Genomic DNA, 21,520 nt, shown 5'->3' with positions numbered 1-21,520 from the left:
CCAGGAGGACGGCGCTGACCCGCGCCGTCCATCGGGCGGCACGGGTGGGTCTGCTGGGGGGCGTCCTGGGAGGCATCGCGGAGGTTCCCTTTCCGTGGGGGGTGGACCGGGAAGGAGGGTTCCATTGGCGGACGATCGAAGAACCTTCGTAGATCGCGACAGTAGATCTGACTTTTGATGATTGTCAACGAAAGTCTGTTAAGTACTAGACGAAACGGTTTCGGCCCGTGGCCGGAACGACGAAGCGCCCCGCCTGCGCGGGCAGGCGGGGCGCTTCGCGGACGAGGTCAGCCGGCCAGGGCGCTGTCGACCGCCTCCGGAGCCAGGACGTGCTCCAGCACCATGACGGCCGCCCCGATGACGCCCGCCCGGTCGCCCAGCTCGCTGACCTGGATGCGCAGGTGCTGGGTGGCCAGCGGCAGCGAGCGCTTGTAGATGGCCTCGCGCACCCCCGCGAGCAGGTGTTCGCCGGCGTCGGCCAGGTCGCCGCCGATCACGATCGCGGCCGGGTTGAAGAAGTTGACGATCGTGGCCAGCACGTCGCCGATCTCGCGCCCGGCCTGGCGGACGAGCTGGGCGGCGTCGCGGTTGCCGGCGCGCAGCAGCGCGACGACGTCCCGGCCGCCCGCGGCGGGCACGCCGGTCGCCGAGATGCGGGCGGCCAGCGCGGCCCCGCCGGCCAGGGCCTCCAGGCAGCCCACGTTGCCGCAGTGGCACAGCACGCCGTCGTCGGCGGTGGCGACCCGGATGTGGCCGATGTCGCCGGCCGCGCCCTGCGCGCCCCGGTGGAGGCGGCCGTCGGAGATCACGCCGCAGCCGATGCCGGTGCCGATCTTGACGAAGACGAGCTGGCCGGTCGCCTGCCGCCCGGCGCGCTGCTCGCCGAGCGCCATGATGTTGACGTCGTTGTCCACGAAGACCGGCACGCCCAGCCGCTCCCCCAGCCACTCGGGCACCGGGAAACGGTCCCAGCCCGGCATGAGGGGCGGGTTGACCGGGCGCCCGGTCGGGTACTCGACCGGGCCCGGCAGGCCGATGCCCGCCCCGCACACGTCGGCCAGGTCGCGCCCGCTCTCGTCGAGCAGGTCGGTGAACGTGCCCGCGAGCCGCCCGAGCGTCGCCTCGGGGCCCTCGCCGATCGGCGCGTCGGCGGTGCGCTCGGCCAGCACCGTGCCGCCGAGGTCGGTGATCGCCACCCGCTCGTGCGTGACGCCCAGGTCGGCGGCCAGGACGAGCCGGGCGGTGCGGTTGAAGGCGAACATGGCCGCGGGCCGCCCGCCCGAGGAGATGGCCTCGTCGGCGGGCAGCACCCAGCGGTGGCGGAGCAGCGCGTCGAGGCGCAGGGACACGGTGGACCGGGCCAGGCCGGTGAGCTGGACCAGCTCGGTCCGGGTGCGCGGCGGCCCGTCCCGCAGCAGGGAGAGCAGCGCGCCGGCCCCCGCCGTCGCGCCGTTGAGCGTGTCCAGAGTCAACACCAGCCTCTCCGCCGATGACGGCAGCCACTTCAGAGGAGCCCAAGTCTATCTTCGCCGAATGGCGCACGACTTATGGCTGAGCATCGACATAAGGCCGTCGATCCCGCGGACGATCACGTCGCCAGCGGGAGCCTCAGGACGAAGCGGGCGCCACCCGGGTGGTCGGCCACGAACAGATCGCCTCCGTAGGCGTGCGCGATCTCGCGGGCGATCGGCAGGCCGAAGCCGGAGCCGCCCGCGTCCAGCGAACGCGCCTGCTCCTGCCGGTACAGCCGGTGGAAGATGCGCTCCCGCTCCTCGGGCGGGATGCCGGGCCCGTCGTCGATGACCTCCAGGACGGCGTACGGCGGCGCGGCGGCGACCACGAACTCGATCCTGCCGGTGGTGTGGCGCTCGGCGTTGGCCACCAGGTTGGACAGCAGCCGGGCCAGCCGCACCCGCGAGGCCCGGACCACCACGTCCGGCTCCAGCCGGGTCAGGACGGACGCGCTCGGCGGATGCGCGTCCAGCTCCTCCACCACCAGGCGGGCCAGGTCGACGAGATCGGCGCCGGGCGGCGGGGCGGTGTAGAGGCGGGCCAGCGCGAGCAGGTCGCCGACGATGTCGTTGAGCCGCTCGGCGTCCCGGTGCAGGCTGCGCAGGGTCCGGCGGAGGTCGGCGCCGGGGTCGGACAGGGCCTCCTCCAGCTCGGTCAGCAGGCCGGTGATCGGGTTGCGCAGGTCGTGGGCGGCGTCGAAGACGAACCGCTGCTGGTGCTCGATCGTCTCGTGCAGCATGGAGACCTTCTGCTGCTCCTGACGGTAGGCCTGGTGCAGCAGCGCGTCGGGCTTCAGGGGACCGGAGACCCGGGCGGCGGGCCGGGGTTCGAGCGACCCGGTGACGTCCCCGAAGACGACGACGATCTCCGTCACCTCGCCCGACGGGTCGAGCACCGGGGCGTTCGCCAGGCGCCAGTGGCGCCGGCCGGGCGGATCCCAGTCGTCGCGCAGCAGCGGCACGACGTCGCCGGCGGCGGTGGCGGCCACCCGCTCCAGCGAGGCGCGCACCTTCGCCGCGCCCGACCGGCTCAGGCCGCCCAGCACCGGGGCCGCGCCGAGCAGGGCGCGGCCGACGACCTCCGCGCGGTCCTGGCCGGTCATCCGCAGGTAGGCGTCGTTGACGGCCAGCACGACCTGGCCCCCGGTGAGCAGCATGCAGGGACACGGCAGCGCCTCGAACGCCGCCTGGTATCCGACCGTCGCTCCCATCACCGGGTCCCCCTCAGGCGCCACATACCCCCATAAGGCCACTGACATGCGAAAATGCCGCGTTGTTGTCATTCTCATTCTCGATAGTGATAACGTATGGAGCGTGACGACCTCCACAGAGCACTGGGCCGAGCTGGCGCTGCATCCCGTGCGCATCCGCATCCTGCGCGCCGTCGCCGGGGGCCGCCGTACGCCCTCCGACCTGGCGGGCCTGCTGCCCGACGTGCCGCAGGCGACGCTCTACCGGCAGATCGCGACGCTGGCCAAGGCCGGGATGCTGGAGGTCGTCGAGGAGCACAAGGTCGGCGGCGCGACCGAACGGGTCTACGCGGTGCCCGGGGGCGGCCTGACGCCGTCCCCCGAGGCCCTGGCCACGGCGTCGGCGGAGGACCACGCGCGGTGGTTCACCGCGTTCGCCGGCAGCCTGCTGTCGGAGTTCGCGCGCTACCTCGACCGCGAGCGCGTCGATCTGGCCGCCGACGGCGCCGGATACCAGCAGGTGGTCCTGCACCTGGACGACGAGGAGTTCGTCGCCTTCGCCACGGGGTTCGCCGAGCTGGTGCGCCCTCTGCTGGCGAACGAGCCGGGAGAGGGGCGTACGCCGCGCTTGCTGGCGACGGTCCTGCTCCCCCTGAAGGAAGGCTGAACCATGGCAACGATGTACGTCGACGAGGGTCTGGTCACGATCGAACTCGGCCGCTGGGAGCGGTTCCTCACCGGTCACGGCCGGTACGCGTGCCCGGTCGCGTCCGTGCGGGAGGTGCGGGTCGCGGGCGAACCGTTGCGCGTCCCGCGCGGCGCGCGCAAGGGGCTGAGCGTGGCGGGCCACGTCAAGATCGGCGTGTGGGGCCTGTTCGGCGGGCGGCGGCAGCTCGTGTCGGTGACCGGCGACACGCCGGCGGTGCACCTGCTGCTCGACCGCGCCGCGTCCGGCGGCGAGTTCGACGAGGTGGTCCTCTCCGTCCCCGACGCCGGCCGGGCCGCCGCCGCGGTCCGGGCCGCGGTACGGGCGGCGGTCGCGTGACCGGCGTCGAGGTCACCGGCCTGACCAAGCGGTACGGCGCGCTGACCGCCGTCGACGACCTCAGCTTCACGGTGCGGCCCGGGGCGGTCACCGCGTTCCTCGGCCTCAACGGCGCCGGGAAGACCACGACGATGCGCATGATGGTCGGCCACGTCACCCCCACCCGCGGCCGCGTGACGATCGGCGGCCGACGCTACCGTGACCTGCCGCGACCGACCACCGTGGTGGGCGCGACCTTCGACGCCGCCTCCTTCCATCCCCGTCATTCGGTCCGCGACCATCTGCGCGTCTACGCCGCGATGGGCGGCCATCCCGATCGCCGGGTCGGCGACCTGCTGGGCCTGGTGGGCCTGGCCGGAGCCGCCGGGCGGGCGACCGGCGCCCTGTCCACCGGGATGCGGCAGCGGCTCAACCTGGCCACCGCCCTGCTCGGCGACCCCCGGGTGCTGCTGCTGGACGAGCCGGGCAACGGCCTGGACCCCGAGGGAGCGGCGTGGCTGCGCTCGATCCTGCGCGAGATGGCCGCGCAGGGCCGGGCGGTGCTGGTCTCCAGCCACGTGCTGGCCGAGGTGGAGCAGGTCGCCGACGACGTGGTGGTCATCGGGCGGGGGCGGCTGCTGGCCGCCGGCCCCCTGCGCGAGCTGTGCGGCACTGAGCCGGACGTGCTGGTGCGCACCCCCGACGCCGCCGCCCTGCGCGCGGCGCTGGCCGCCGAGGCCGCGCAGGTGGACGTGGCCGGCCCGCACGACCTGCGGGTCCGCGGCCTCGATCCGGCGCGGGTCGCCGCCCTGGCCGCGGCCCACGGGCTGCCGGTGCACGGCCTGACCACCGAACGCCCCACCCTGGAACGGCTCTTCCTCGGCCTCACCGGCCAGACGGCGGGCGGGCGAGAGCGGGCGGGCGCGGGCGGGAAGGCGGCGGGCGCGCCGGACGGGGCGGCCGCGGGCGGGGAGGCGGCGGCATGACCGGGTTCGTGCGGGCGGAGTTCCGGCGCCTGCTGGCCACCAGGATGTGGTGGGGCATGCCGCTGGCGGCCGTCCTGCTCGGGGGCGGTCTGATCGGGCTGCTGGCCCTGGTCGGGCCGGAGAACTTCGAGCCGCCGATGCCGGGGCTGGACACCGAGGCGGGGGTGCGGGCCGTCCTGGGGTTCCTCGGGTTCACCGCCTTCGTGCCGGCCGCCGTCGGGACGCTCGCCGTCACGTCGGAGTACCGGCACCGCACGGTGAACTTCACCTTCCTGTTCGCGCCGGACCGGTGGCGGGTGCTGGCGGCCAAGCTCGTCGCCTACGCCGTGGCGGGCCTGGCGTACGGGCTGGTGCTGGCCGGGACGGCCGGGGCGGCGCTGTTCGGCGTGGCCGCGGCCCGCGGCGTCGAGCTGGGCCTGCCCGCCGGGACGATCGTGGCGCTCCTGGCCCGGCTGGGGGTGGCGATGGCGGTCTACGTGGTGCTGGGCGTGGGCATGGGCGCGCTGATCCGCAACCAGGTCGCGGCGCTGTGCGTGGTGATCGGCTACCTGTACGGCGGCGAGCTGGCGCTGATCATGATCCCCGGCGTGCGGGAGTTGTACCCGTGGCTGCCCGGCGGCGCGACCTCGGCGCTGACCGACTTCACCGCCGTGGCCGACGCGCTGGCCGCCCAGCTGTCGAGCGAGCCGGTCCGGCTGCTGTCACCGGCCGCCGGGGCGCTGGTCCTGCTGGCGTACGCGGCGCTGGCGAGCGCGGCCGCCGTCCTGCGGCCGCTCCGCCGCGACGTGGCCTGACCTGGCCCCGGCCCGGCCGGTGACTGCCTTACCGGTGCGATCCCCGGCGCGACCGTCGAGCTGCTGCCCGGGGCCGGGCACTCCCCCCGATGCTGGAGGACCCGGCCCGGACGGCGGCGTCCCTGCCGGCCTTCGCCACGGCCCACGACGTGCCGCCGGACGCGGCGGCCGGATGACCAGCGCGTCCGGCGGACCCTCGCGTCCGGCGGGTGAGCCCCGGGCGCGGGGACCGGGTTCGGTCCGCGTGCCCGGGGCCGGGGATCAGAAGAAGCCGCCGAGGAAGTCGTCCAGGCCGCTCTGGTCGATCCATCGGGTGACCCGGGCGCCGGTCTCGGCGATCGTGCCCGTCCGGGTGTTCTCCGGCTCGATCTTCTCCGGTTTGAAGATCTGCTTCTCCGCCTGCCCGGAGCCCTGGGGCCTGGTCAGGCTGGGCGGCGGCGGCCCGTCCGGGTACATCTTGCCGTCGCGGTAGACGGTGTAGGACTGGGTCGGCTGCGTCGTGCCGTCGTTCCGGTAGACCTGGCTGGGTCTCGGCTGCGCCGGCTGCCTGGCGGCCTTCGGCGGCGACTGCCGTTGCACCGCCCGATGACTGGTCGGACGCTGGGCCGGACGCCGCGCCGCCTGGGCGCGCCGGGCCTGGGCCGCCCGGTAGCGGTTGCGCGCCCGCGCCGCCTGCGTGGCCCGCCGCTTGGCCGCCGCCTCGGCGGCCTTCCTGCGTGCCTCCCTCTTGGCCGCCGCGGCGGCCCGTCTCTTGGCCGCCGCCGCGGCCGCCTTCCTGGCCTTCTCCGCCGCCTTCTTCCTGGCCGCGGCCAGCGCCCTGCGCTTGGCCGCCGCCGCGGCCTTCTTCTTGGCCGCCTCCAGCGCCTTCTTCCTGGCCAGCGCCGCCGCCCGCCGCTTGGCCGCCGCGATGGCCGCGCGCCGCGCCGCCGCCCGGGCCGCCGCGAGCGCCGCCCGCCGGGCCGCCGCCTGCGCCAGCTTCCTGGCGATGATCCGCGCCGCGATGCGTGCCGCGATGCCGACGGCGATCCAGAACAGCTGGCCGTCGGGGTCGCTCATGCTGACGGGGCTGTTGTTGGCGTAGGCGTAGGCGTTGAGCTGCTGCGGGTCCTCCTCGTCGATGATGGGGTCGACCGACAGGAAGCGGCCGTTCTTCGGGTCGTACTCGCGGGCGCCCAGGTGGACGAGCCCGGTCGTCGGGTCCTTGGTGCCGCCGACGAACGACCGCTGACCCGGCCACCATGGCGGCGGCGACCCGCGGTCCTCGCCGAACGGCGTCATCCGCCGGACGGCCAGCTCGCCGGTGCCGCCGTTCACCGCGGCCTGCGCGGTGCCCTGGTGGTCGGCGGCCAGGAAGTAGACCTGGTTGTCGGGCGTGCGGACCGCGATCGGCTCGCCGTTGATGGTGTAGTAGCGGGTCTGCTCGACGGCGTCCTTGGCGAAGTCGAAGCGCAGTTCCATGTCGTCCACGTACAGGGTGGCGTCCGTGGCGGTCTTGCGCAGCAGCCGGTCGCCGTCGGCGTCGTAGAGGAACGACGTCGTCTTCCCGGCCTCCGTGACCGACTCCAGGTTGCCCTCGGCGTCCCAGACGAGGGTCTGGTCGGACGTGCCGACCTTGCGCCTGGTGGTGTTGCCGGCCTCGTCGTAGGCGAACAGGTCGGCCCCGATGCTCTGCACCGCGTGCGGCTGCTTGGCGCCGGCCGCCGGGTAGACCGAGGTGCGCACGGTCTCGGGCGCGCCGCCCCAGGCGTGCTTGGTCTCCTTCACCCGGTTGCCGGTGGAGTCGTAGGCGTAGCTGACCGCGTACGGCGCCACACCGCCGATCCTGTCGGAGGCCGGCGTGCCGCTCGCGCAGTCGTCGTTGGCCGTCCACGCCGAGGTCATCCGGCGCAGGTGGTCGTAGGTGAAGCACTGCGTGTCCTGGCCGCCCGCCCGTTCGGCGATCTTGGTGATGTTGCCGGCGGCGTCGTAGGCGTAGTTGAGGTCGAGGTCGGTGGCGGCGGCGCCCTCCCGGTCCAGCCGCATCCTGGTCAGCCTGCGGGTGGACTCGTCATGGGTGTAGGTGAGCCAGGTCTTCTTGCCGCCGGAGCCCAGCTCGTACTGCAGGGTCTCGCCGAGCTTGGAGTAGCGGGTCGCGGTCACGTACGACGACAGCCCGCTGACCTTGATCGGCTGGCTGAGCTCGTCGTAGGAGTAGACCACCGACTCGGCCTCCAGCCCGCCCCCGGCCGGGAAGCTGACCGACTGCACCTGGTCGTCGAGGGTGTAGCGGGTGTTGAGCACGTACGAGCCGGCCAGCTTGCCCTCCCGCTCGGGGACGGTCACCGTCTCGCGCAGCGTGCGGTAGTCGGAGTCGATGGCATTGATCTCCGCCTTGTACGCCTGCCCGCCCGCGTACCGGATGCTGGCGTTCATGTGGCCCTTGGCCAGCGCGTCGTACTTCCACTCGGCCAGCAGCGCGCCGGTGGCCGAGCCGTCGCGCAGCTCCTTCTTGCGGCCGAGCTCGTCGTAGACGTACCAGAGGGTCTTGCCGCGGGCGTCGGTGGTGCTCACCAGCTCGTCGGCGTCGTTGTACGTCATCGTGGTGACGCCCTTGTCGGGGTCCTCCGTCTTGATCTCCCGGCCGCGCACGTCGTAGTGGTGGCGCCACACGTTGCCCGCGGCGTCGGTCACCGTGGACAGGCGGCCGGCGGGGTCGTAGGTGTACTTGGTGGACTCGTACGGGCCCGTCGGGGTGGCGCCCTTGTACTGGCGCAGCTCGATGAGCCGGTCGTCGGCGTCGCCGATGCGGGTCGTCGCGGTGCCGCCCGCCGGCGGCGTGATGTTGACGCGGTCGCCCTGCTGGGTGGCCGAGACGCGGTACCTCTCCACGCCCTTGGCCTTGAGGATCTGGGCGTTGACCTCGCCGGCGCCGTCGAAGACCGACACGACCTGCGTGGGCACGTCGGTGTCGGCGACCGCGAGCAGCTCGGTGGCGGGGGTGCCGGTGGCGAAGTAGCCGGTGTTGGACTTGCTCACCTCGCCGAGCGAGTTGTAGAAGGTGTCGGTGATCGTGCGCCCGTCGCGCAGCGCCGGGTCCTGCGTCTGGTCGTCGCGGGGGGCGGGTTCCTGCGTCTGGCGCTCGCGCATCAGGCCGTCGTACAGCTCGTGGCTGACGGTGTAGCCGCCGTCGGCGCGCAGCGTCTTGGTGGTGACGACGCTGGGGCCGTCGGTGCGCATGGTGTAGGCGTACTCGGTGCTGGGCGACTGGCCGGCGGCCTTGCTGCGGTCCGGCTGCCAGACCTTGACCAGGCGGCCGAGCGCGTCGTGCTCCATGTCGGTGCGCCGGCCGTTGGCGTCGACCTCGGCGACCGGCTCGCCCCAGGCCGGCTCGACGAGGGTGCGCTCGACGTGGCCGAGCTGGTTGGTCTCGACGATCTCCGTGGCCTGGGCCCCGGTGGCCGGGCTGTAGGTGATGGTGGACTTCGTCCCGACCGGGCCGGTCTCGCTGGTCTCGCGGCCGTAGACGTCGTAGGTGTGGGTGCTGTCGGTGACGGTCGACCCGTCGGCCGCGCCGAGCTGCTGGACGGTGGTCACGTCGCCCCTGGTGGGCGCCTGGCCGTAGGCCTTGTTGTCGTACTGGACCCGTTCGTCGGAGATCACCTCTCCGGCGGCCAGGGCCGAGACGGCGGTGCCGCAGCCCGCGGCGACCTTCTGGATCCTGCTGGCGTAGTCGAGCATCCAGGCGGTGTCGTTGCGGGCGTAGGTGTAGCGGGTGCACTGGTCGTCGTCGGCGGTGGCCAGGTCGCCCTTCTCCTCCACCTGGGTGAGCAGGCCCTTGGCGTCGTACGAGCGCTCCTCGCCGGTACGCCGCCACGCCCCGCCCGCCAGCGCCGTGCGGGTCACCATCGACTTGGGCTCGACCACGTAGGCGGTCTTGGTGACGCCGCCCTGCGTGGACTCGGCGGTCTTGAGCGACCACGGCTCCTCGGCGGTCGCGGTGAGCACCGTCGCGCTGTCGCCGTCGTAGAGGATCTCCTCGCGTTCGAAGCCGGACAGCTGGTCGAGGTCGTCCAGCTTGCCGCCCTCGGTGTCGACGACCTGCGCGACGCGCTTGGAGCCGTCGGCCTGCCTGTCGCCGTGCATGCCGCGGAAGTACCTGAACTCGGTGAGCGTGCGCCGGGTGTCCTGCCCGTCGCCCTCACGCACCCGGACGCGCCCGAACCCGCGCCAGTCCGACCAGGTGCGCTGCTCGGGCTTGACGAGGATGTTGTCGGCGTAGTGCCAGGCCGCGCCGTCGAGGTACTCGTAGTCGGTGACCACGTTCGGCGAGCCGGCGACGCGGTCCACCTCGACGGTCTGGGTGACGACGTACTTGTGGAACCAGTCGGTGACCTCGCCCTCGTCGGGCGGCGCCCAGCGCTGCGGGAAGCACAGCCGGTTGTTCTTGTCGGCCGCGGCGGGCACGTCGCCGGGCTTGCAGTCGGCCGCGGCGTAGTTGACCCGCAGCTCGCCGCCGGTCTCGTTGTTCACCGCCTGGACCCGCCACTTGACCAGCGGCGCGCGTCCTTCGTTGGCGTCCACCCGGTTGGGCAGCTGCACGCCGCTGAAGGTGATCTTCGGCATGGTGAGGGTGCCGCCCACGTGGCCGCTCTGCTGCACCGAGGCCAGCCACAACGACGGGCTGAGGCCGTCGCCCGTGGCGGGGAACTGGTGGGTCAGCGTCCAGGAGTCGACCGGGCTGTACTGGCCGGAGGCGCCGAGCACCTGCGTGGTGACCTTGGCCAGTCGCTTGCGCGAGAAGAACGTCGGCGACAGCCGGTCGGTGCACTTGACCCCGGCGTCGCAGATCTGGTCGAACGGCACGTCCGGCCAGGACGCGGCGGTCTCCTTCTTGAGCTGGTCGGCGGCACAGGTGACGGCGCCGGAGGGCAGGCAGCGCTCGGCCACGTCGAAGACCACCCTGGCGGCCGGGGCCTTGGTGAACAGCTCGTTGCTCAGGTAGCCGTAGTCGACGCGGGTGAGGTACGCGCCGCGCACGTACACGGTGCCCAGCTCGGGCTTCATGCTGCGGCCGTAGTAGTTCTTCTCGGTCTCGTACCAGTACGTGGTGGCGTTGCCGTGGGTGTCGACCGCGTAGTCGAGGTTCCATCGGTAGGCCTGCTGGCACCAGGCGTTGGCGGGGGTGCTGGAGTAGCACGGCTCGCCGCTGTTGTTGCCGAACACCGGCACGGTCTGCACCGACTTGGTCTCCGGCTTGCCGGTGACCCAGCCGGGCAGGCGGTTCAGGCCGAAGCTGTACTGGGTGCCGTCGGCGGTGGTGACCCGCCAGTACTCGCCGTTGTTGTCGCCGTTGGCAGCCCCGGTGAGGTACTCGATGCGGGTGCCGTCGTCGCGCTTGGGCCGCCACTGCTTGGTGGTGGCGTCCTTGACCAGCTCGACGGCGGAGTTGCCGAGCGACAGGGTGGCGTTGTCCTGGTCCCAGCACAGGTCGCCGGTCTTCTTGCCGTCGATCATGCACGCCTTGTAGCGGCGTTCGACGTAGCCGCTGGGGTTGAGTTCGAAGCCCTCGCCCACCCAGGACGGCTGGTTGTTGGTGGAGACGGTGCGGCCGTCCACGCTCTGGGAGGAGTAGTCGAGCGACAGGTCGGGCTCGTCGCCGCCCAGGGCGGGCGGGGTGCGCAGGTCGTAGCTCCAGGAGAAGTCGCCGGACTGGTTGCCGACGCTCCAGCTCGCCGAGGCGGCCAGCGAGGTGGCGGCGTGGTCGCCCGACGGGCCGGAGGCGGCGGCGGTCACGGCGTACAGGCCGGTGGTCTCGACCTCGGCGGTCAGCTTGCCCGCCTTGGCGTCGTTGTCGCTCCTGACCGGGCGCGGCGCGGCGCAGGTGGCGGCGGCCTTGGCGTCGAGCGCGCACTCGTCGAGCTTGACCATGCGCAGCCGGGCGCCGTAGTCGCCGCCGAAGGCGTACCGGAAGCCGGAGTAGTCGATCTCCAGCCGGGTCTTGCCGGACGCCTTGGCCGCCGTGACGCCCTGGCCGGGCAAGACGCGCATCGCGACGCCGAGCAGGTCGGTCCTGAGCAGCTCGACCTTGACCGGGACGGCCTCGGCCGCGGCCACGCCCTTGGCGGCGGGCGCGAGCCGCACCGGGAACCCGGCGGAGAGCGCGGTGGCCCCCTCGGTGGCGCCGCCCAGCTCGGCGGTGCCGGCGGCGGGCCAGGCGACCTTGGGCGGGGCCTTCCACGCCTGTTCGGCGGCGGGATCGGCGAGCGGCGGCAGGACGGGCACCTTCCCGCCCTTGACCGGCGTCTCCTTCTGCACCGCGGGCGCCTTGCGGGGCGCGGCGGAGGCGGGCATCGCGTACGCCATGGGCGCCAGGAGCACGACCGTGAGCACGGTCGCCAGCCTGCGCGGCCAGGCGGTCTCGGGCTTGACGCCCTCGAAGCGGTTCCAGCGGGGGTCGGGGGCGTCGGGCTCGGCGGCGGGCTGCTGAAAACGATTCCAGTTGGGCTCTGGCAGGTCTAACTCACTGTCCACGGATTCTCCCAGGGAGGGGCTACTGGGCTGCTAGCTGGGCTATCTGCTCGGCGCTGAGCACGCCGTCGTACGTGCGGACGTCGTCGACGGTCCCCGGCCAGTAGCCGGTGAAGACGCCCGCTGTCCTGGTCCGGCCCAGTTGCAGGGGGCCGGTGGCGGACCAGGTGCTCACGTGGGGGGTGACGGTGGTGGCCGACAGGCGGCCGTTGACGTAGACGCGCAGCTCGCCGGCCAGGGCGTCGTACACGCCGGCGACGTGCGTCCATTCCAGGGGGGCGGGGACGGCGTCCGAACGGGTGCGGACGAGGGCGGCGGTGTCGGTGTCGGCGGCGGCCATGCCGAGGGCCCACCGCCCCTGTTCCTTGTCGAAGCCGAGCTGGAACCCGGCCGCCCTGGCGCCCGGCTGGGCGACGGCCGCGGTGTCCTTGGCGGGCAGGTAGTCGAGCTGGGTCCAGACGGCGACGGTGAACCCGGAGCCGGTGGCGACGGCGGGCGCGGCGGTCTGGGCGTAGCCGGTCGCGCCGTCGAGCGCGAGGGCGCCGTCCAGCCAGCCGTCGGTCCAGGTGGCGGCGCCGGCCAGCGCGGCGGGCGTGGCCCGGCCGGAGGAGTCGGCCGCCGACAGGCCGCCGTCCTCGTCCAGCTTCCAGTGGCCGACCAGTGTGGCGGCGCTGTTGACCAGGTCGGCGACCTCGTCGGCGAACATGGCGCGGCCGTAGAGCCGCACGTCGTCCACGTCGCCGGGCCAGAAGTCGGCCGCCGCGCCGGTCGCCTTGCCGCGGCCGATGGTCAGCGGGCCGGTGGCGTTCCACGGCGCGGGGACGGCGGCCGAGGACTCCAGCCGGCCGTTGACGTAGAGGGAGATCTGGCCGGACGCCGAGTCGTAGACGCCGGTCAGGTGGGTCCACTCGTTCAGCCGGGGCGCGGCGGCCGACAGCGCGCGCACGGCCGTGGCGGCGTCGGCGTCGGCGCTGGTGACGGCCAGCGCCCAGCGGTTGTCGGCCTTGCTGTACTGCAGGGAGAACGCGCCGGTCCGGCCGCCCTCCTGGGTGACGGCGGTGGCGGAGGCGGCGGTGCCGGTCAGCCGGACCCAGGCGGCGACGGCGAAGTTGCGGCCGATGTCGGCGACCGGGCCGCCGGTCTGGGCATAGGCGCCCGCCAGTCGCAGCGCGCCGCCGGTGCGGCCCGAGGTCCAGGTGGCGCCGTACAGGGTGGCCGGGTGGGCGCCGGCGGCGTCGGCGGCGGTGCCGCCCTGGCCCTCGTCCATGGGCCAGTGGCCGGCCGGTCCCCGTCCGGCGTTGACGTTGAAGACGTACGTGCGGATCGGGCCGAGCTGCCCGGCGCGGTCCTTGCTGCGCACCGACAGGACGTTGGGGCCGTCGTGGCGCGGGGTGAGGGTGATCGCGGCCGTGCCGTCCTGGGCGGGCGGGACCTCGGTCTTGGGGGTGGTGTCCAGGCCGTAGACGTAGGCGGCGACGTCGGTGACGCCGTTGGGGGCGAAGGTGAACCGGCCCGCCAGGCCGACGCCGTCGCTCCAGCCGTTCTCGGCGAACCGGTCGGAGGACACCTCGGGCTCCCGGCCCGGGGCGGTGGCGTCCACGGTGGCCTCGCACCAGGGGCTCCAGGCGCTGTTGGCCTTGCCGTCCTCGGCGCGGACCCGCCAGCGGACCAGCGCGCCGTCGGCGTACAGGCTCTGCGGGACGAGGGCGGAGAAGGCCGTGCCGGTCGAGCCCACGGGGGTCAGGTACTCCCCGGCCTTGGTCCCGTCGGCCCGGTACCACTCGAAGCGGCCCCTGACGGAGTTGTCGGCGTCCTTGAGCCGGGCCCAGAGCTTCGGCGTCGGCGTGCTGATGACCGGCCGGTCGTCGCCGGAGACGCACGGGCCGCCCGGGTCGGACCAGGCGTCGGCCGCCACCGGGTCGGCGGGCAGCGAGTTGTACTCGATGACCAGGCTCGGGTTGTTGCGGAACTTCTTCCAGGCGTACTGGTCGGTCTCGCTGGTGGCGCGGAGGCCGACGGTGATGTTGGCCCACTTGTTGGCGGCGGCGTCGGCGACCTGGGAGGTGACGTCGAACTCGACGCCGCCGGGCAGGCAGGCCGAGCCCCAGCCCTTGGCCACGTTCACCGTGGACAGCTTCTTGACCCACTTGGGCTGGTTGCTCCAGGTGGTGCTCTTGCTGATCGTGTTGGTGGACCACGCCTCGACCGCGCGGGCGCTGCACGAGTACGACCAGGTCTCGTACGTGCGCAGCGTGCCCTTGATGATCTGCTTGCCGTGGATCGTGGAGCCGGTGTTCATCTGGAAGAACGAGCGGTTGGTCTGCGAGTTGACGTGCCCGACGCGGGCGACGTCGCTGGAGTTGAGGTAGTTGGAGCTGGGCCAGTTGCTCCACACGGCGGTCCAGGCGCCGCGGGCGGCCGAGAAGTACGGGTCCAGGAACACCGGGTACCGGGTCTTCGGGTCGCTCATCATCGCGCGGTCCGGCCGCAGCCGCAGCTTCCTGCCGTCGAGCGAGACGCCCATGGTGGCCTGGCGGGCCTCGGGCGCGCGGCCCTCCTTGACCGCGGCCTCGCCGGCGCCGGTCGAGTCCCACATCGTGGGGGTGGGCGCGATGAAGATCGTGCCGCCGGTGCGGTCGACCGCCTCCAGGTTGCCCGCCTTGTCGGCGGTCAGCGACAGGCCGCTGACCGACAGCGGGAAGTCCAGGTCGGGCAGGGCTTGCGCGGCGGCCCGCGTCTTGACCACCAGGACGTGGGAGAACCCGTCCACGTCGGCGGTGACCCGCAGGTCCACGCCGGGCAGCACCTCGGGGTAGGTGGCGGTGTCGCCGTCGAGCGAGGGCCTGGGCAGCGTGCCCGGCCAGGTCAGCTCCAGGGCCTTGCCGCCGCGGTACAGGCGGGCGAGCGGGCCGCCGCCCCCGCCGGAGAAGGTCAGCCCGGCCGCCGTCGCCACCGGCTCCACCGCGCCGTCGGGACGCAGGCGCAGCGTGGTGTCCACGGGCACCCAGCCGGCGGCCTGGCGGACGCGGACGGGACGGGCGTGCTGTTCGAGGGTGAAGGTGCCGTCCGGGCGGGCGAAGACCTGGCGGGTCTCGCTGCGCATCGACTCGATCTCGACCGGCCGGCCGGTGCGCCTGGCCGTGGCGGTCGCGGCCGTCTCCGGCGCGAGAGGCGCGGAGACCGCGGGGGACGCGGAGGGCGCGCTCGCCGCCGGAGGCGCGCCTGCCTCCGGCGGCTCCGCGCCGGCGGGCGGCACCGCCGGGATCGTGAACGCCAAGACAGCCGCGACCAGCCCACGCCCAACCCGCATCGGTCCTCGCATGTCGACCAGAGGTCCGCGCGGGACCAGGCGATCTTCGATTGACGAACGGATTGTCACCCGCGTAATGCCGTACGTCTAGATCTTCTGGCGAAATTCGCCATAAGTTGGGACACGTCTGGAAGGAACCGCCGTCAGCCGTTCGCGGACCCCGTCACCGGGGCGCGGCGGCGAGTTCGGCGACCGCCGCGACGACCAGGTCCACCTCCTGCTCGGTGTTGTAGTAGTGCGGCGACAGGCGCAGGCACCAGTCGACGTCCTTGTCCCCGAAGTCGAACTGGGCGAAGTGCCGGAAGCTGAGCGCCGAGTTGACGCCGCGCGCGTCCAGCGCCGCCTTGAACGGCTCCGCCCGCCGGCCCTCGACGGCGAAGGTGACCAGGGCGCCCAGCCGCCGTCCCCGGTCGAGCACGCGCACCCCGGGCAGCGCGGCCAGCCCGTCGCGCAGGCCGGCGGCCAGGGCCGGGGTGCGCCGGGCGACGGCCTCCACGCCCACCCGGCGGGCGTAGCGGGCGGCGGCCGCGCAGCCGAGCACGACGGAGTAGGGGAACTCCCAGTCCTCGAACCTGGCCGCCGTCGCGACCGGCTCGTAGCGGCCCGGCTCGGTCCAGCGCGCGCCGTGCATGTCGATGAACAGCGGCTCGTACCCGGCGTCCAGGACGCGGTCGGCGACGTAGAGGAAGCCGGAGCCGCGCGGGCCGCGCAGGAACTTGCGGCACGTGGCGGTGAGCAGGTCGCAGCCGATCTCCTCGACGTCGACCGGGTACTGGCCGACGGACTGGCAGGCGTCCACCAGGTAGAGCAGGTCCAGCTCGCGGCAGTGCCGGCCGATCTCGGCGACCGGCTGGACCAGGCCGGAGTTGGTGGGGATGTGGGTGGCGGCCACCAGGCGCGGGCGGTGCCGGCGCATCAGCGCGGCCATGGCGGGCACGTCCACGCCGCCCTCGGGCAGGTCGGGCGCGTGCACGACCCGTACCCCGAACCGCCTGGCCAGTGAGAGGAAGGCGATCTGGTTGGAGATGAAGTCGTTGCGGGTGGTCAGGACGACGTCCCCGGCCGCGAACGGGATCGCCGACAGCGCGGTGGAGAAGGCGTGGGTGGCGCTGCCGGCGAAGGCGATGTTGCGGGGAGCGCAGTTGATCAGGGCGGCGGTCTCGGCGTAGAAGTCGGCGACCTGCGCCGCGCGGGCGGCGGCGGCCTCGTAGCCGCCGAGGTGGGCCTCCAGCCGCAGGTGGTCGACCATCACGGCGAGCACCGGAGCGGGCAGCAGACCGCACCCGGCGTTGTTGAAGTGCACGACCTCCTCCGCGCCCGGGGTGTCGGCGCGCAAGGCCGCGACGTCCAGAAGCGATTCTGCCACAGCGCTGGAAGCGCTATCATCGATTCTCATGTCCGACAGTAGCAGTTCGGCCGAGCTGGCGACCAGGATGCGCACGATGATCGACCGGCTCTCGCCCGGCGACCGGCTGCCGAGCAGCAGGGAGCTGATCCGGCGCTACAAGGTCGGCCCCGCCACCGTGTCCCAGGCGATCGCCGCGCTGGCCGCCGAGGGCGTGGTGGTCACCCGTCCCGGCAGCGGCACCTACGTCGCGGCCCCGGCGCGGCGGCGCGCCGGCGTCCCCGACACCGCGTGGCAGAGCGTCACCCTCGCCGACCGGGCCGTGGACACCCGCAGCCTCACCGGCGCCGTCGGCGCGCTGCCCGAGGGCACGATCCTGCTGGACGGCGGCTACCTGCACCGCTCGCTCCAGCCCACCCGCGCCCTGACCGCCGCGCTGGCCCGCGCGGCCCGCCGTCCCGACGCCTGGGACCGCGCCCCGGCCGCCGGCCTGGCCTCCCTGCGCGGCGTGTTCGCCACGATGGCGGGCGGCGGCGTGAGCGCCGAGGACGTCCTGGTCACGGCCGGCGGGCAGAGCGCCCTTTCCATGGCGTTCCGGGCGATCGCCGGGCCGGGCGACCCCGTCCTGATGGAGTCGCCCACCTATCCCGGGGCGATCGCCGCGGCCCGCGCGGCCGGCCTGCGCCCGGTGCCGGTGCCGACGGACGCCGACGGCCTCAAGCCCGACCTGCTGGCCGACGCCTTCGCCCTGACCCGCGCCCGCCTGCTCTACTGCCAGCCGACCTACCACAACCCGACCGGGGCGGTGCTGGCCCCGGGCCGCCGGCGCCAGGTCCTCGACACGGCCCGCGCGGCCGGCGCCTTCGTGATCGAGGACGACTTCGCGCGCCACCTCGGCCACGGCGCGCCGGTGCCGCCGCCGCTGCTGGCCGACGACCGCGACGGCACGGTCGTGCACCTGACCTCCCTCACCAAGCCGGCCGCGCCCAGCCTGCGCATCGGCGCCCTGACCGCCCGGGGCCCGGTCATGGAACGCCTGCGCGCCGTGCGGCTGGTCGACGACTTCTTCGTCGGCCGCCCGCTGCAGGAGGCGGCGCTCGACCTGCTCACCTCCCCCGCCTGGGAGCGGCACGTCCGGTCGCTGGGCGCGGCGCTGCGGGAGCGGTGCGCGACGCTGGCCGCCGCCGTCCTGGCCGAGCTGCCCGGCTGGACCCTCGACCGCGTGCCCGCCGGCGGCCTGCACCTGTGGGTGCGCCTGCCCGAGGGCGCCGACGACGCCGTGGTCGCCGACGCGGCCCGCCGCGACGGCGTCGCCGTCAGCGCCGGCAACCGCTACTTCGCCACCGAGCTCCCGGCGGCCTTCCTGCGTCTCGGCTTCGCCGCGACCGCCGGGCACGCCGAGCTGGCCGAGGCCGTGCGGCGGCTCGCGGAGGTGGACCGCGCGCCGGCGGCGTCCCGGTAGCGCTTCTGGGTCAGCCCTGTGCCCAGGCGGTCGCCGTCCAGGTCAGCGCGTGCGTGGCGGCGGACTTGCGGAGCAGCCTGAGGTGGACGACCTGGTGGTCCTCCGTGACGACGCACAGGCCCATGCCCGTCCGCATGCGGGCGAAGGTGAGCGAGGAGCCGAGCGGGTTCAGGTTCACCGCGTCCACGCAGGCGGCCGGGTCGGCGGGGCCGTCGAGCAGGGCCTCCTGGCCGGTGACGTCCCAGACGGTGAGCTTGGCGACCTGGTCGTCGAAGCAGTCGTAGACGAGGTCGCCGTTGCTGCCGACGGTGACCTTCGGGCCGGTGGGGGTCAGGTCGACGCCGTTCTGGAAGTGCGAGAAGTCGGTGCAGGGCGGGCCGCCGGGGAGGGTGAAGCGCACGTTCTCGTACTCCTTCTCGTACTCCGGCAGGGGCGGGGAGGGCACGGCGGCGGCGCCCGTCCAGAGGGCGAGGGCCGTCCTGGCCTTCCGCGGGCGGGCCGGACGCGTCGGCGAGCCGCGCGGCGGCGCGTAGGTGTGCAGCGTGGACGCCACCGCCGCGGGCAGCCAGGGACCGGCCGCCGCGTCCCCGGCTCCTCCGGCGAGCGCGGCGACCTCCGCCGGGGCGGGCCGGTCGGCCGGGTCCCTGCTGAGGCAGCGGGCCAGCGGCCCGGCCAGGGCGGGCGGGCATCCGCGCAGGTCGGGCTCCTCGTTGGCGATGCGGTGGAAGAGCACGTCCGCCGGGCCCTCGCCGAACGCGGGCCGTCCGGTCAGGGCGAAGACGGCGAGCTGGCCCAGCGCGAACACGTCCGTGGCCGAGGTCACCGGCAGGCCCTTGACCTGTTCGGGGGTCATGAACGCCGGGGTGCCGACGCGCATGCCCGTGTGGGTGAGGCAGGTGGCGTCCACGGCGCGGGCGATGCCGAAGTCGATCACCTTGGGCCGGTCCTCGGCCAGCAGCACGTTCGAGGGCTTGAGGTCCCGGTGGACCAGCCCGGCCGCGTGGATGCCGATCAGCGCCTCGGCGACCCCCGCGATCAGCCGCCGGACGGTGGCCGGCGGCAGCGGACCGTGCTCGGCCACGGCCTGGTGCAGGGAAGGCCCGCAGATGTAGGCCGTGGCCAGCCAGGGCACGGCCGCGTCGGGATCGGCGTCCACCACGGGGGCGGTGAAGGCGCCCTGCACCCGCTGCGCCGCCTGCACCTCCTGGCGGAACCGGCGGCGGAACTCCGGATCGGCGGCGTACTCGGGCTTGACGACCTTCAGGGCCAGGAGGCGGCCGCCCGGCGAGACCGACAGGTAGACCCGGCCCATCCCGCCCTCCCCCAGCCGGGCGCGGAGCGGGTATCCGGCCACCGACGTGGGGTCGTCCGGGGAGAGGGGAGGGAACTTCGTCGCCATCGGGACTCCAGGGCCGGTACGGGGGTCGTCCGCGTGGACCCGGGGGCGGCCGATCGGGCCCGCCCCGGCGTCGCACGGGATCATTGTCGGCCCGTCGAGGCGTACGGCGCCTGTCCTGTATTCGTCCCACACCGTGTGTGGTGCGGGCGGCCGTCAGCGGACGGCGATGGCCTCCTCGACGAGCGCCACGGCGGCGCGCGGGTCGGCGACCTCGATCACGAGCCGGGCGTAGCGTTCGTCGGCCAGCTCGATGACCACGGCCTTGGCGGCGTCGTGCACGTCCCAGAAGACCTTCTCACCGTTGAGGTGGAACGTTCCCGCCGTGATGACGCCGGGCAGGTGGGCGCCGGGCGCGCGCACCCCCTTGGGGTCACCGACGATCCCGGGGTCGGCGGTGGCGCCGCGCACGTTGGCCAGCGGGATGACCAGCCGGCTCTTCAACGCCCACAGTTTGTCCAGGCCCTCGATCTCCACGACCAGCGTCTGTCCGTCAATGCTGATCCTCGCCATGTCATGCTCCTTGGTGGTGGTGGTTGAGCCGGTGGGCCAGAGCGGCGCCGGCCCGGTCGATGTCGGTGTTCGCGGTCCCCGCCCTGGCCCGCAGCCGCAGGCCGAGGAGGGCCGCGGTGAGCGCGAAGGCCAGGCCGTCCTCGGCGCCCTCGCTCCCGGACGCCGCCGTGGCGGCCTGGTCGAACGCGGCCAGCACGGCGGCGAGCCGGTCGGCGACCTCGCGGTCGACCGGCGCGCGTTCGACCGCGGCCAGCAGCAGCAGGTTGAGGCCGACCTCGGCGTCCGGCTCGGCGGCGGCCACGCGCAACGCCTCGGCCAGGTCGCCGGCGGCGGCGATCCGGTCGATCAGCGGGTTGACGTCGTGCTCCAGGGACCAGCTCAGCGCGGCCTGGTAGAGACCGCGCTTGCTGCCGAAGGTCTTGTACAGGCTGTTGCGGTGGACGCCGAGGTGGGTCACCAGCTCGTCCATGGAGATGCCGTCGTAGGACCGGGTCGAGAACAGCTCCGCCGCCGCCCGTACCACGGTGGCCTCGTCGAATCCTCTTGGTCGTCCCATGCCTCGATCGTAGACAATAAAGGAACGTTCAGTCAAGAACGTTCATTCCTAAACCCTTCCCGATAGGTTTGGGCGGGTGCGAGTGGTTTCGGTGAATGCGTGGGGTGGGGCCATGTTCGGTGAGCTGGCGCCCTGGGTGAAGGGGTGCGGCGCCGACGTGCTGTGCCTGCAGGAGGTGACGCGCACGCCCGGCCTGCGCGGCTGGACCAGGTTCGACGACGCCGAGCGGTCCCTGCCGCAGCGGGCCGACCTGCTGGCCGACGTCGGCGCACGCCTCCCCCGCCACCAGCCGCTGTTCGCCGTCAGCGACTCCGGGCCCGTCCAGGACGAGGAAGGCGGCTCGCACCGGCAGGACTTCGGGGTCGCCACGTTCGTCGCCGAGACGCTGCCCGTCGTCGGCGTGCGGTCCGCGTTCGTGCACGGCGGCTACGTCGAGCACCACGACGGGTGGCCGGCCGGCGACCGGCCGCGCGCCGCCCTGGCCGTACGCGTCTTCGACCGCCCGGCACGGCGGTTCGTCACCGTCGTGAACCTGCACGGCCTGCGGGACGCCGGCGGCAAGGCCGACACCCCGGCCCGCCGCGCCCAGGCCGGACGGCTCGCCGCCCTGGTCGCCGGCGCGCGCGAGGACGGCGATCTGACCGTGGTGTGCGGCGACCTCAACCTCCTGCCCGGCAGCGAGACGTTCCGGATCCTGGCCGGGCTGGGCCTGCGCGACCTGGTCGGCGACGCCGACACCAGGACCTCCCGCTATCGCAAGCCCGTGCGGCACGCGAGCTACCTGCTCGTCTCCGACCCTGCCGCCGTCAAGGAGTTCGAGGTGGCGGCCGCCCCCGAGGTGTCCGACCACCGGGCCCTGATCCTCGACCTCTAGCCCTGGTTTCCGCACCTGGACGATCGTCCGGCCTTCAAGGGCACGGAGTCTT

14 protein-coding genes are annotated in these 21,520 nt (G+C 73.9%); 6 read left to right on the top strand and 8 right to left on the bottom strand.

Annotation, left to right across the window (positions count from 1 at the left end):
* Positions 1-287 precede the first annotated feature (287 nt).
* Both AB0C33_RS45835 and AB0C33_RS45830 read right to left on the bottom strand, forming a co-directional pair.
* Positions 288-1,475 (bottom strand): ROK family protein, encoded by a 1,188-nt coding sequence (locus tag AB0C33_RS45835; RefSeq protein WP_358300353.1) that lies wholly within the window; start codon positions 1,473-1,475, stop codon positions 288-290.
* A gap of 113 nt (positions 1,476-1,588) precedes the next feature.
* The gene (locus AB0C33_RS45830; RefSeq protein WP_358300350.1) at positions 1,589-2,722 is read right to left on the bottom strand and encodes an ATP-binding protein; all 1,134 of its coding nucleotides are present in this window, start codon (positions 2,720-2,722) and stop codon (positions 1,589-1,591) included.
* Positions 2,723-2,825: 103 nt separating this feature from the next.
* Between AB0C33_RS45830 and AB0C33_RS45825 the strand changes: the two genes are divergently transcribed.
* From AB0C33_RS45825 to AB0C33_RS45810, 4 genes are read left to right on the top strand one after another with little or no spacing between them, the layout of a single operon-like run.
* Positions 2,826-3,368, top strand: a complete 543-nt coding sequence (locus tag AB0C33_RS45825) for a helix-turn-helix domain-containing protein (RefSeq protein WP_358300347.1) — start codon at positions 2,826-2,828, stop codon at positions 3,366-3,368.
* Between the two features lie 3 nt (positions 3,369-3,371).
* Positions 3,372-3,746, top strand: a complete 375-nt coding sequence (locus AB0C33_RS45820) for a hypothetical protein (protein ID WP_358300344.1) — start codon at positions 3,372-3,374, stop codon at positions 3,744-3,746.
* Positions 3,743-4,711 carry an ATP-binding cassette domain-containing protein gene (locus tag AB0C33_RS45815; protein WP_358300341.1) on the top strand — a complete coding sequence of 323 codons (969 nt, stop codon included), beginning with the start codon at positions 3,743-3,745 and terminating at the stop codon, positions 4,709-4,711. Before AB0C33_RS45820 ends, AB0C33_RS45815 begins: the two co-directional genes overlap by 4 nt.
* Positions 4,708-5,505, top strand: a complete 798-nt coding sequence (locus AB0C33_RS45810) for an ABC transporter permease (protein WP_358300338.1) — start codon at positions 4,708-4,710, stop codon at positions 5,503-5,505. The genes AB0C33_RS45815 and AB0C33_RS45810 overlap by 4 nt, the downstream gene beginning before the upstream one ends.
* Before the next feature lie 261 nt (positions 5,506-5,766).
* Here AB0C33_RS45810 and AB0C33_RS45805 read toward each other — a convergent pair whose 3' ends face one another.
* From AB0C33_RS45805 to AB0C33_RS45795, 3 genes are all read right to left on the bottom strand, one after another.
* Positions 5,767-12,015: an RHS repeat-associated core domain-containing protein gene (locus AB0C33_RS45805; protein WP_358300335.1), complete on the bottom strand. Its 6,249-nt coding sequence runs from the start codon at positions 12,013-12,015 to the stop codon at positions 5,767-5,769.
* A 19-nt stretch (positions 12,016-12,034) separates the two neighbouring features.
* The gene (locus AB0C33_RS45800) at positions 12,035-15,322 is read right to left on the bottom strand and encodes a LamG-like jellyroll fold domain-containing protein (RefSeq protein ID WP_358300332.1); all 3,288 of its coding nucleotides are present in this window, start codon (positions 15,320-15,322) and stop codon (positions 12,035-12,037) included.
* Positions 15,323-15,485: 163 nt separating this feature from the next.
* A complete protein-coding gene (locus AB0C33_RS45795) occupies positions 15,486-16,688 on the bottom strand; it encodes an aminotransferase class V-fold PLP-dependent enzyme (protein ID WP_358300329.1) in 1,203 nt (400 codons plus the stop codon).
* 28 nt (positions 16,689-16,716) lie between these two features.
* Here AB0C33_RS45795 and AB0C33_RS45790 point away from each other — a divergent pair, with 28 nt between their 5' ends.
* Positions 16,717-18,129, top strand: coding sequence for a PLP-dependent aminotransferase family protein (locus AB0C33_RS45790; RefSeq protein ID WP_358300326.1), 1,413 nt, complete (start codon positions 16,717-16,719; stop codon positions 18,127-18,129).
* A gap of 10 nt (positions 18,130-18,139) precedes the next feature.
* Here AB0C33_RS45790 and AB0C33_RS45785 read toward each other — a convergent pair whose 3' ends face one another.
* From AB0C33_RS45785 to AB0C33_RS45775, 3 genes are all read right to left on the bottom strand, one after another.
* Positions 18,140-19,528 (bottom strand): serine/threonine-protein kinase, encoded by a 1,389-nt coding sequence (locus tag AB0C33_RS45785; protein ID WP_358300323.1) that lies wholly within the window; start codon positions 19,526-19,528, stop codon positions 18,140-18,142.
* 153 nt (positions 19,529-19,681) lie between these two features.
* Positions 19,682-20,038 (bottom strand): hypothetical protein, encoded by a 357-nt coding sequence (locus AB0C33_RS45780; RefSeq protein WP_358300312.1) that lies wholly within the window; start codon positions 20,036-20,038, stop codon positions 19,682-19,684.
* Between the two features lies 1 nt (position 20,039).
* Complete coding sequence (locus AB0C33_RS45775; protein ID WP_358300309.1) at positions 20,040-20,594, bottom strand: helix-turn-helix domain-containing protein; 555 nt, start codon at positions 20,592-20,594, stop codon at positions 20,040-20,042.
* A gap of 76 nt (positions 20,595-20,670) precedes the next feature.
* Here AB0C33_RS45775 and AB0C33_RS45770 point away from each other — a divergent pair, with 76 nt between their 5' ends.
* Complete coding sequence (locus tag AB0C33_RS45770) at positions 20,671-21,468, top strand: endonuclease/exonuclease/phosphatase family protein (RefSeq protein WP_358300306.1); 798 nt, start codon at positions 20,671-20,673, stop codon at positions 21,466-21,468.
* Positions 21,469-21,520 lie beyond the last annotated feature (52 nt).

The organism is Nonomuraea sp. NPDC048881, assembly GCF_040649795.1.
In the GTDB taxonomy this organism is placed as follows: Bacteria; Actinomycetota; Actinomycetes; order Streptosporangiales; family Streptosporangiaceae; genus Nonomuraea.
Note: the sequence above shows the minus strand (reverse complement) of the source record. Positions and strands in the feature narration are given on the sequence as shown.

What these genes read in the sequence shown, in the direction of transcription:
- AB0C33_RS45830 (WP_358300350.1), bottom strand. Translation starts at nt 2,722, where the DNA reads ATGGGAGCGACGGTCGGATACCAGGCGGCGTTCGAGGCGCTGCCGTGT.
- AB0C33_RS45820 (WP_358300344.1), top strand. Translation starts at nt 3,372, where the DNA reads ATGGCAACGATGTACGTCGACGAGGGTCTGGTCACGATCGAACTCGGC.
- AB0C33_RS45810 (WP_358300338.1), top strand. Translation starts at nt 4,708, where the DNA reads ATGACCGGGTTCGTGCGGGCGGAGTTCCGGCGCCTGCTGGCCACCAGG.
- AB0C33_RS45800 (WP_358300332.1), bottom strand. Translation starts at nt 15,322, where the DNA reads ATGCGGGTTGGGCGTGGGCTGGTCGCGGCTGTCTTGGCGTTCACGATC.
- AB0C33_RS45790 (WP_358300326.1), top strand. Translation starts at nt 16,717, where the DNA reads ATGTCCGACAGTAGCAGTTCGGCCGAGCTGGCGACCAGGATGCGCACG.
- AB0C33_RS45785 (WP_358300323.1), bottom strand. Translation starts at nt 19,528, where the DNA reads ATGGCGACGAAGTTCCCTCCCCTCTCCCCGGACGACCCCACGTCGGTG.
- AB0C33_RS45780 (WP_358300312.1), bottom strand. Translation starts at nt 20,038, where the DNA reads ATGGCGAGGATCAGCATTGACGGACAGACGCTGGTCGTGGAGATCGAG.
- AB0C33_RS45775 (WP_358300309.1), bottom strand. Translation starts at nt 20,594, where the DNA reads ATGGGACGACCAAGAGGATTCGACGAGGCCACCGTGGTACGGGCGGCG.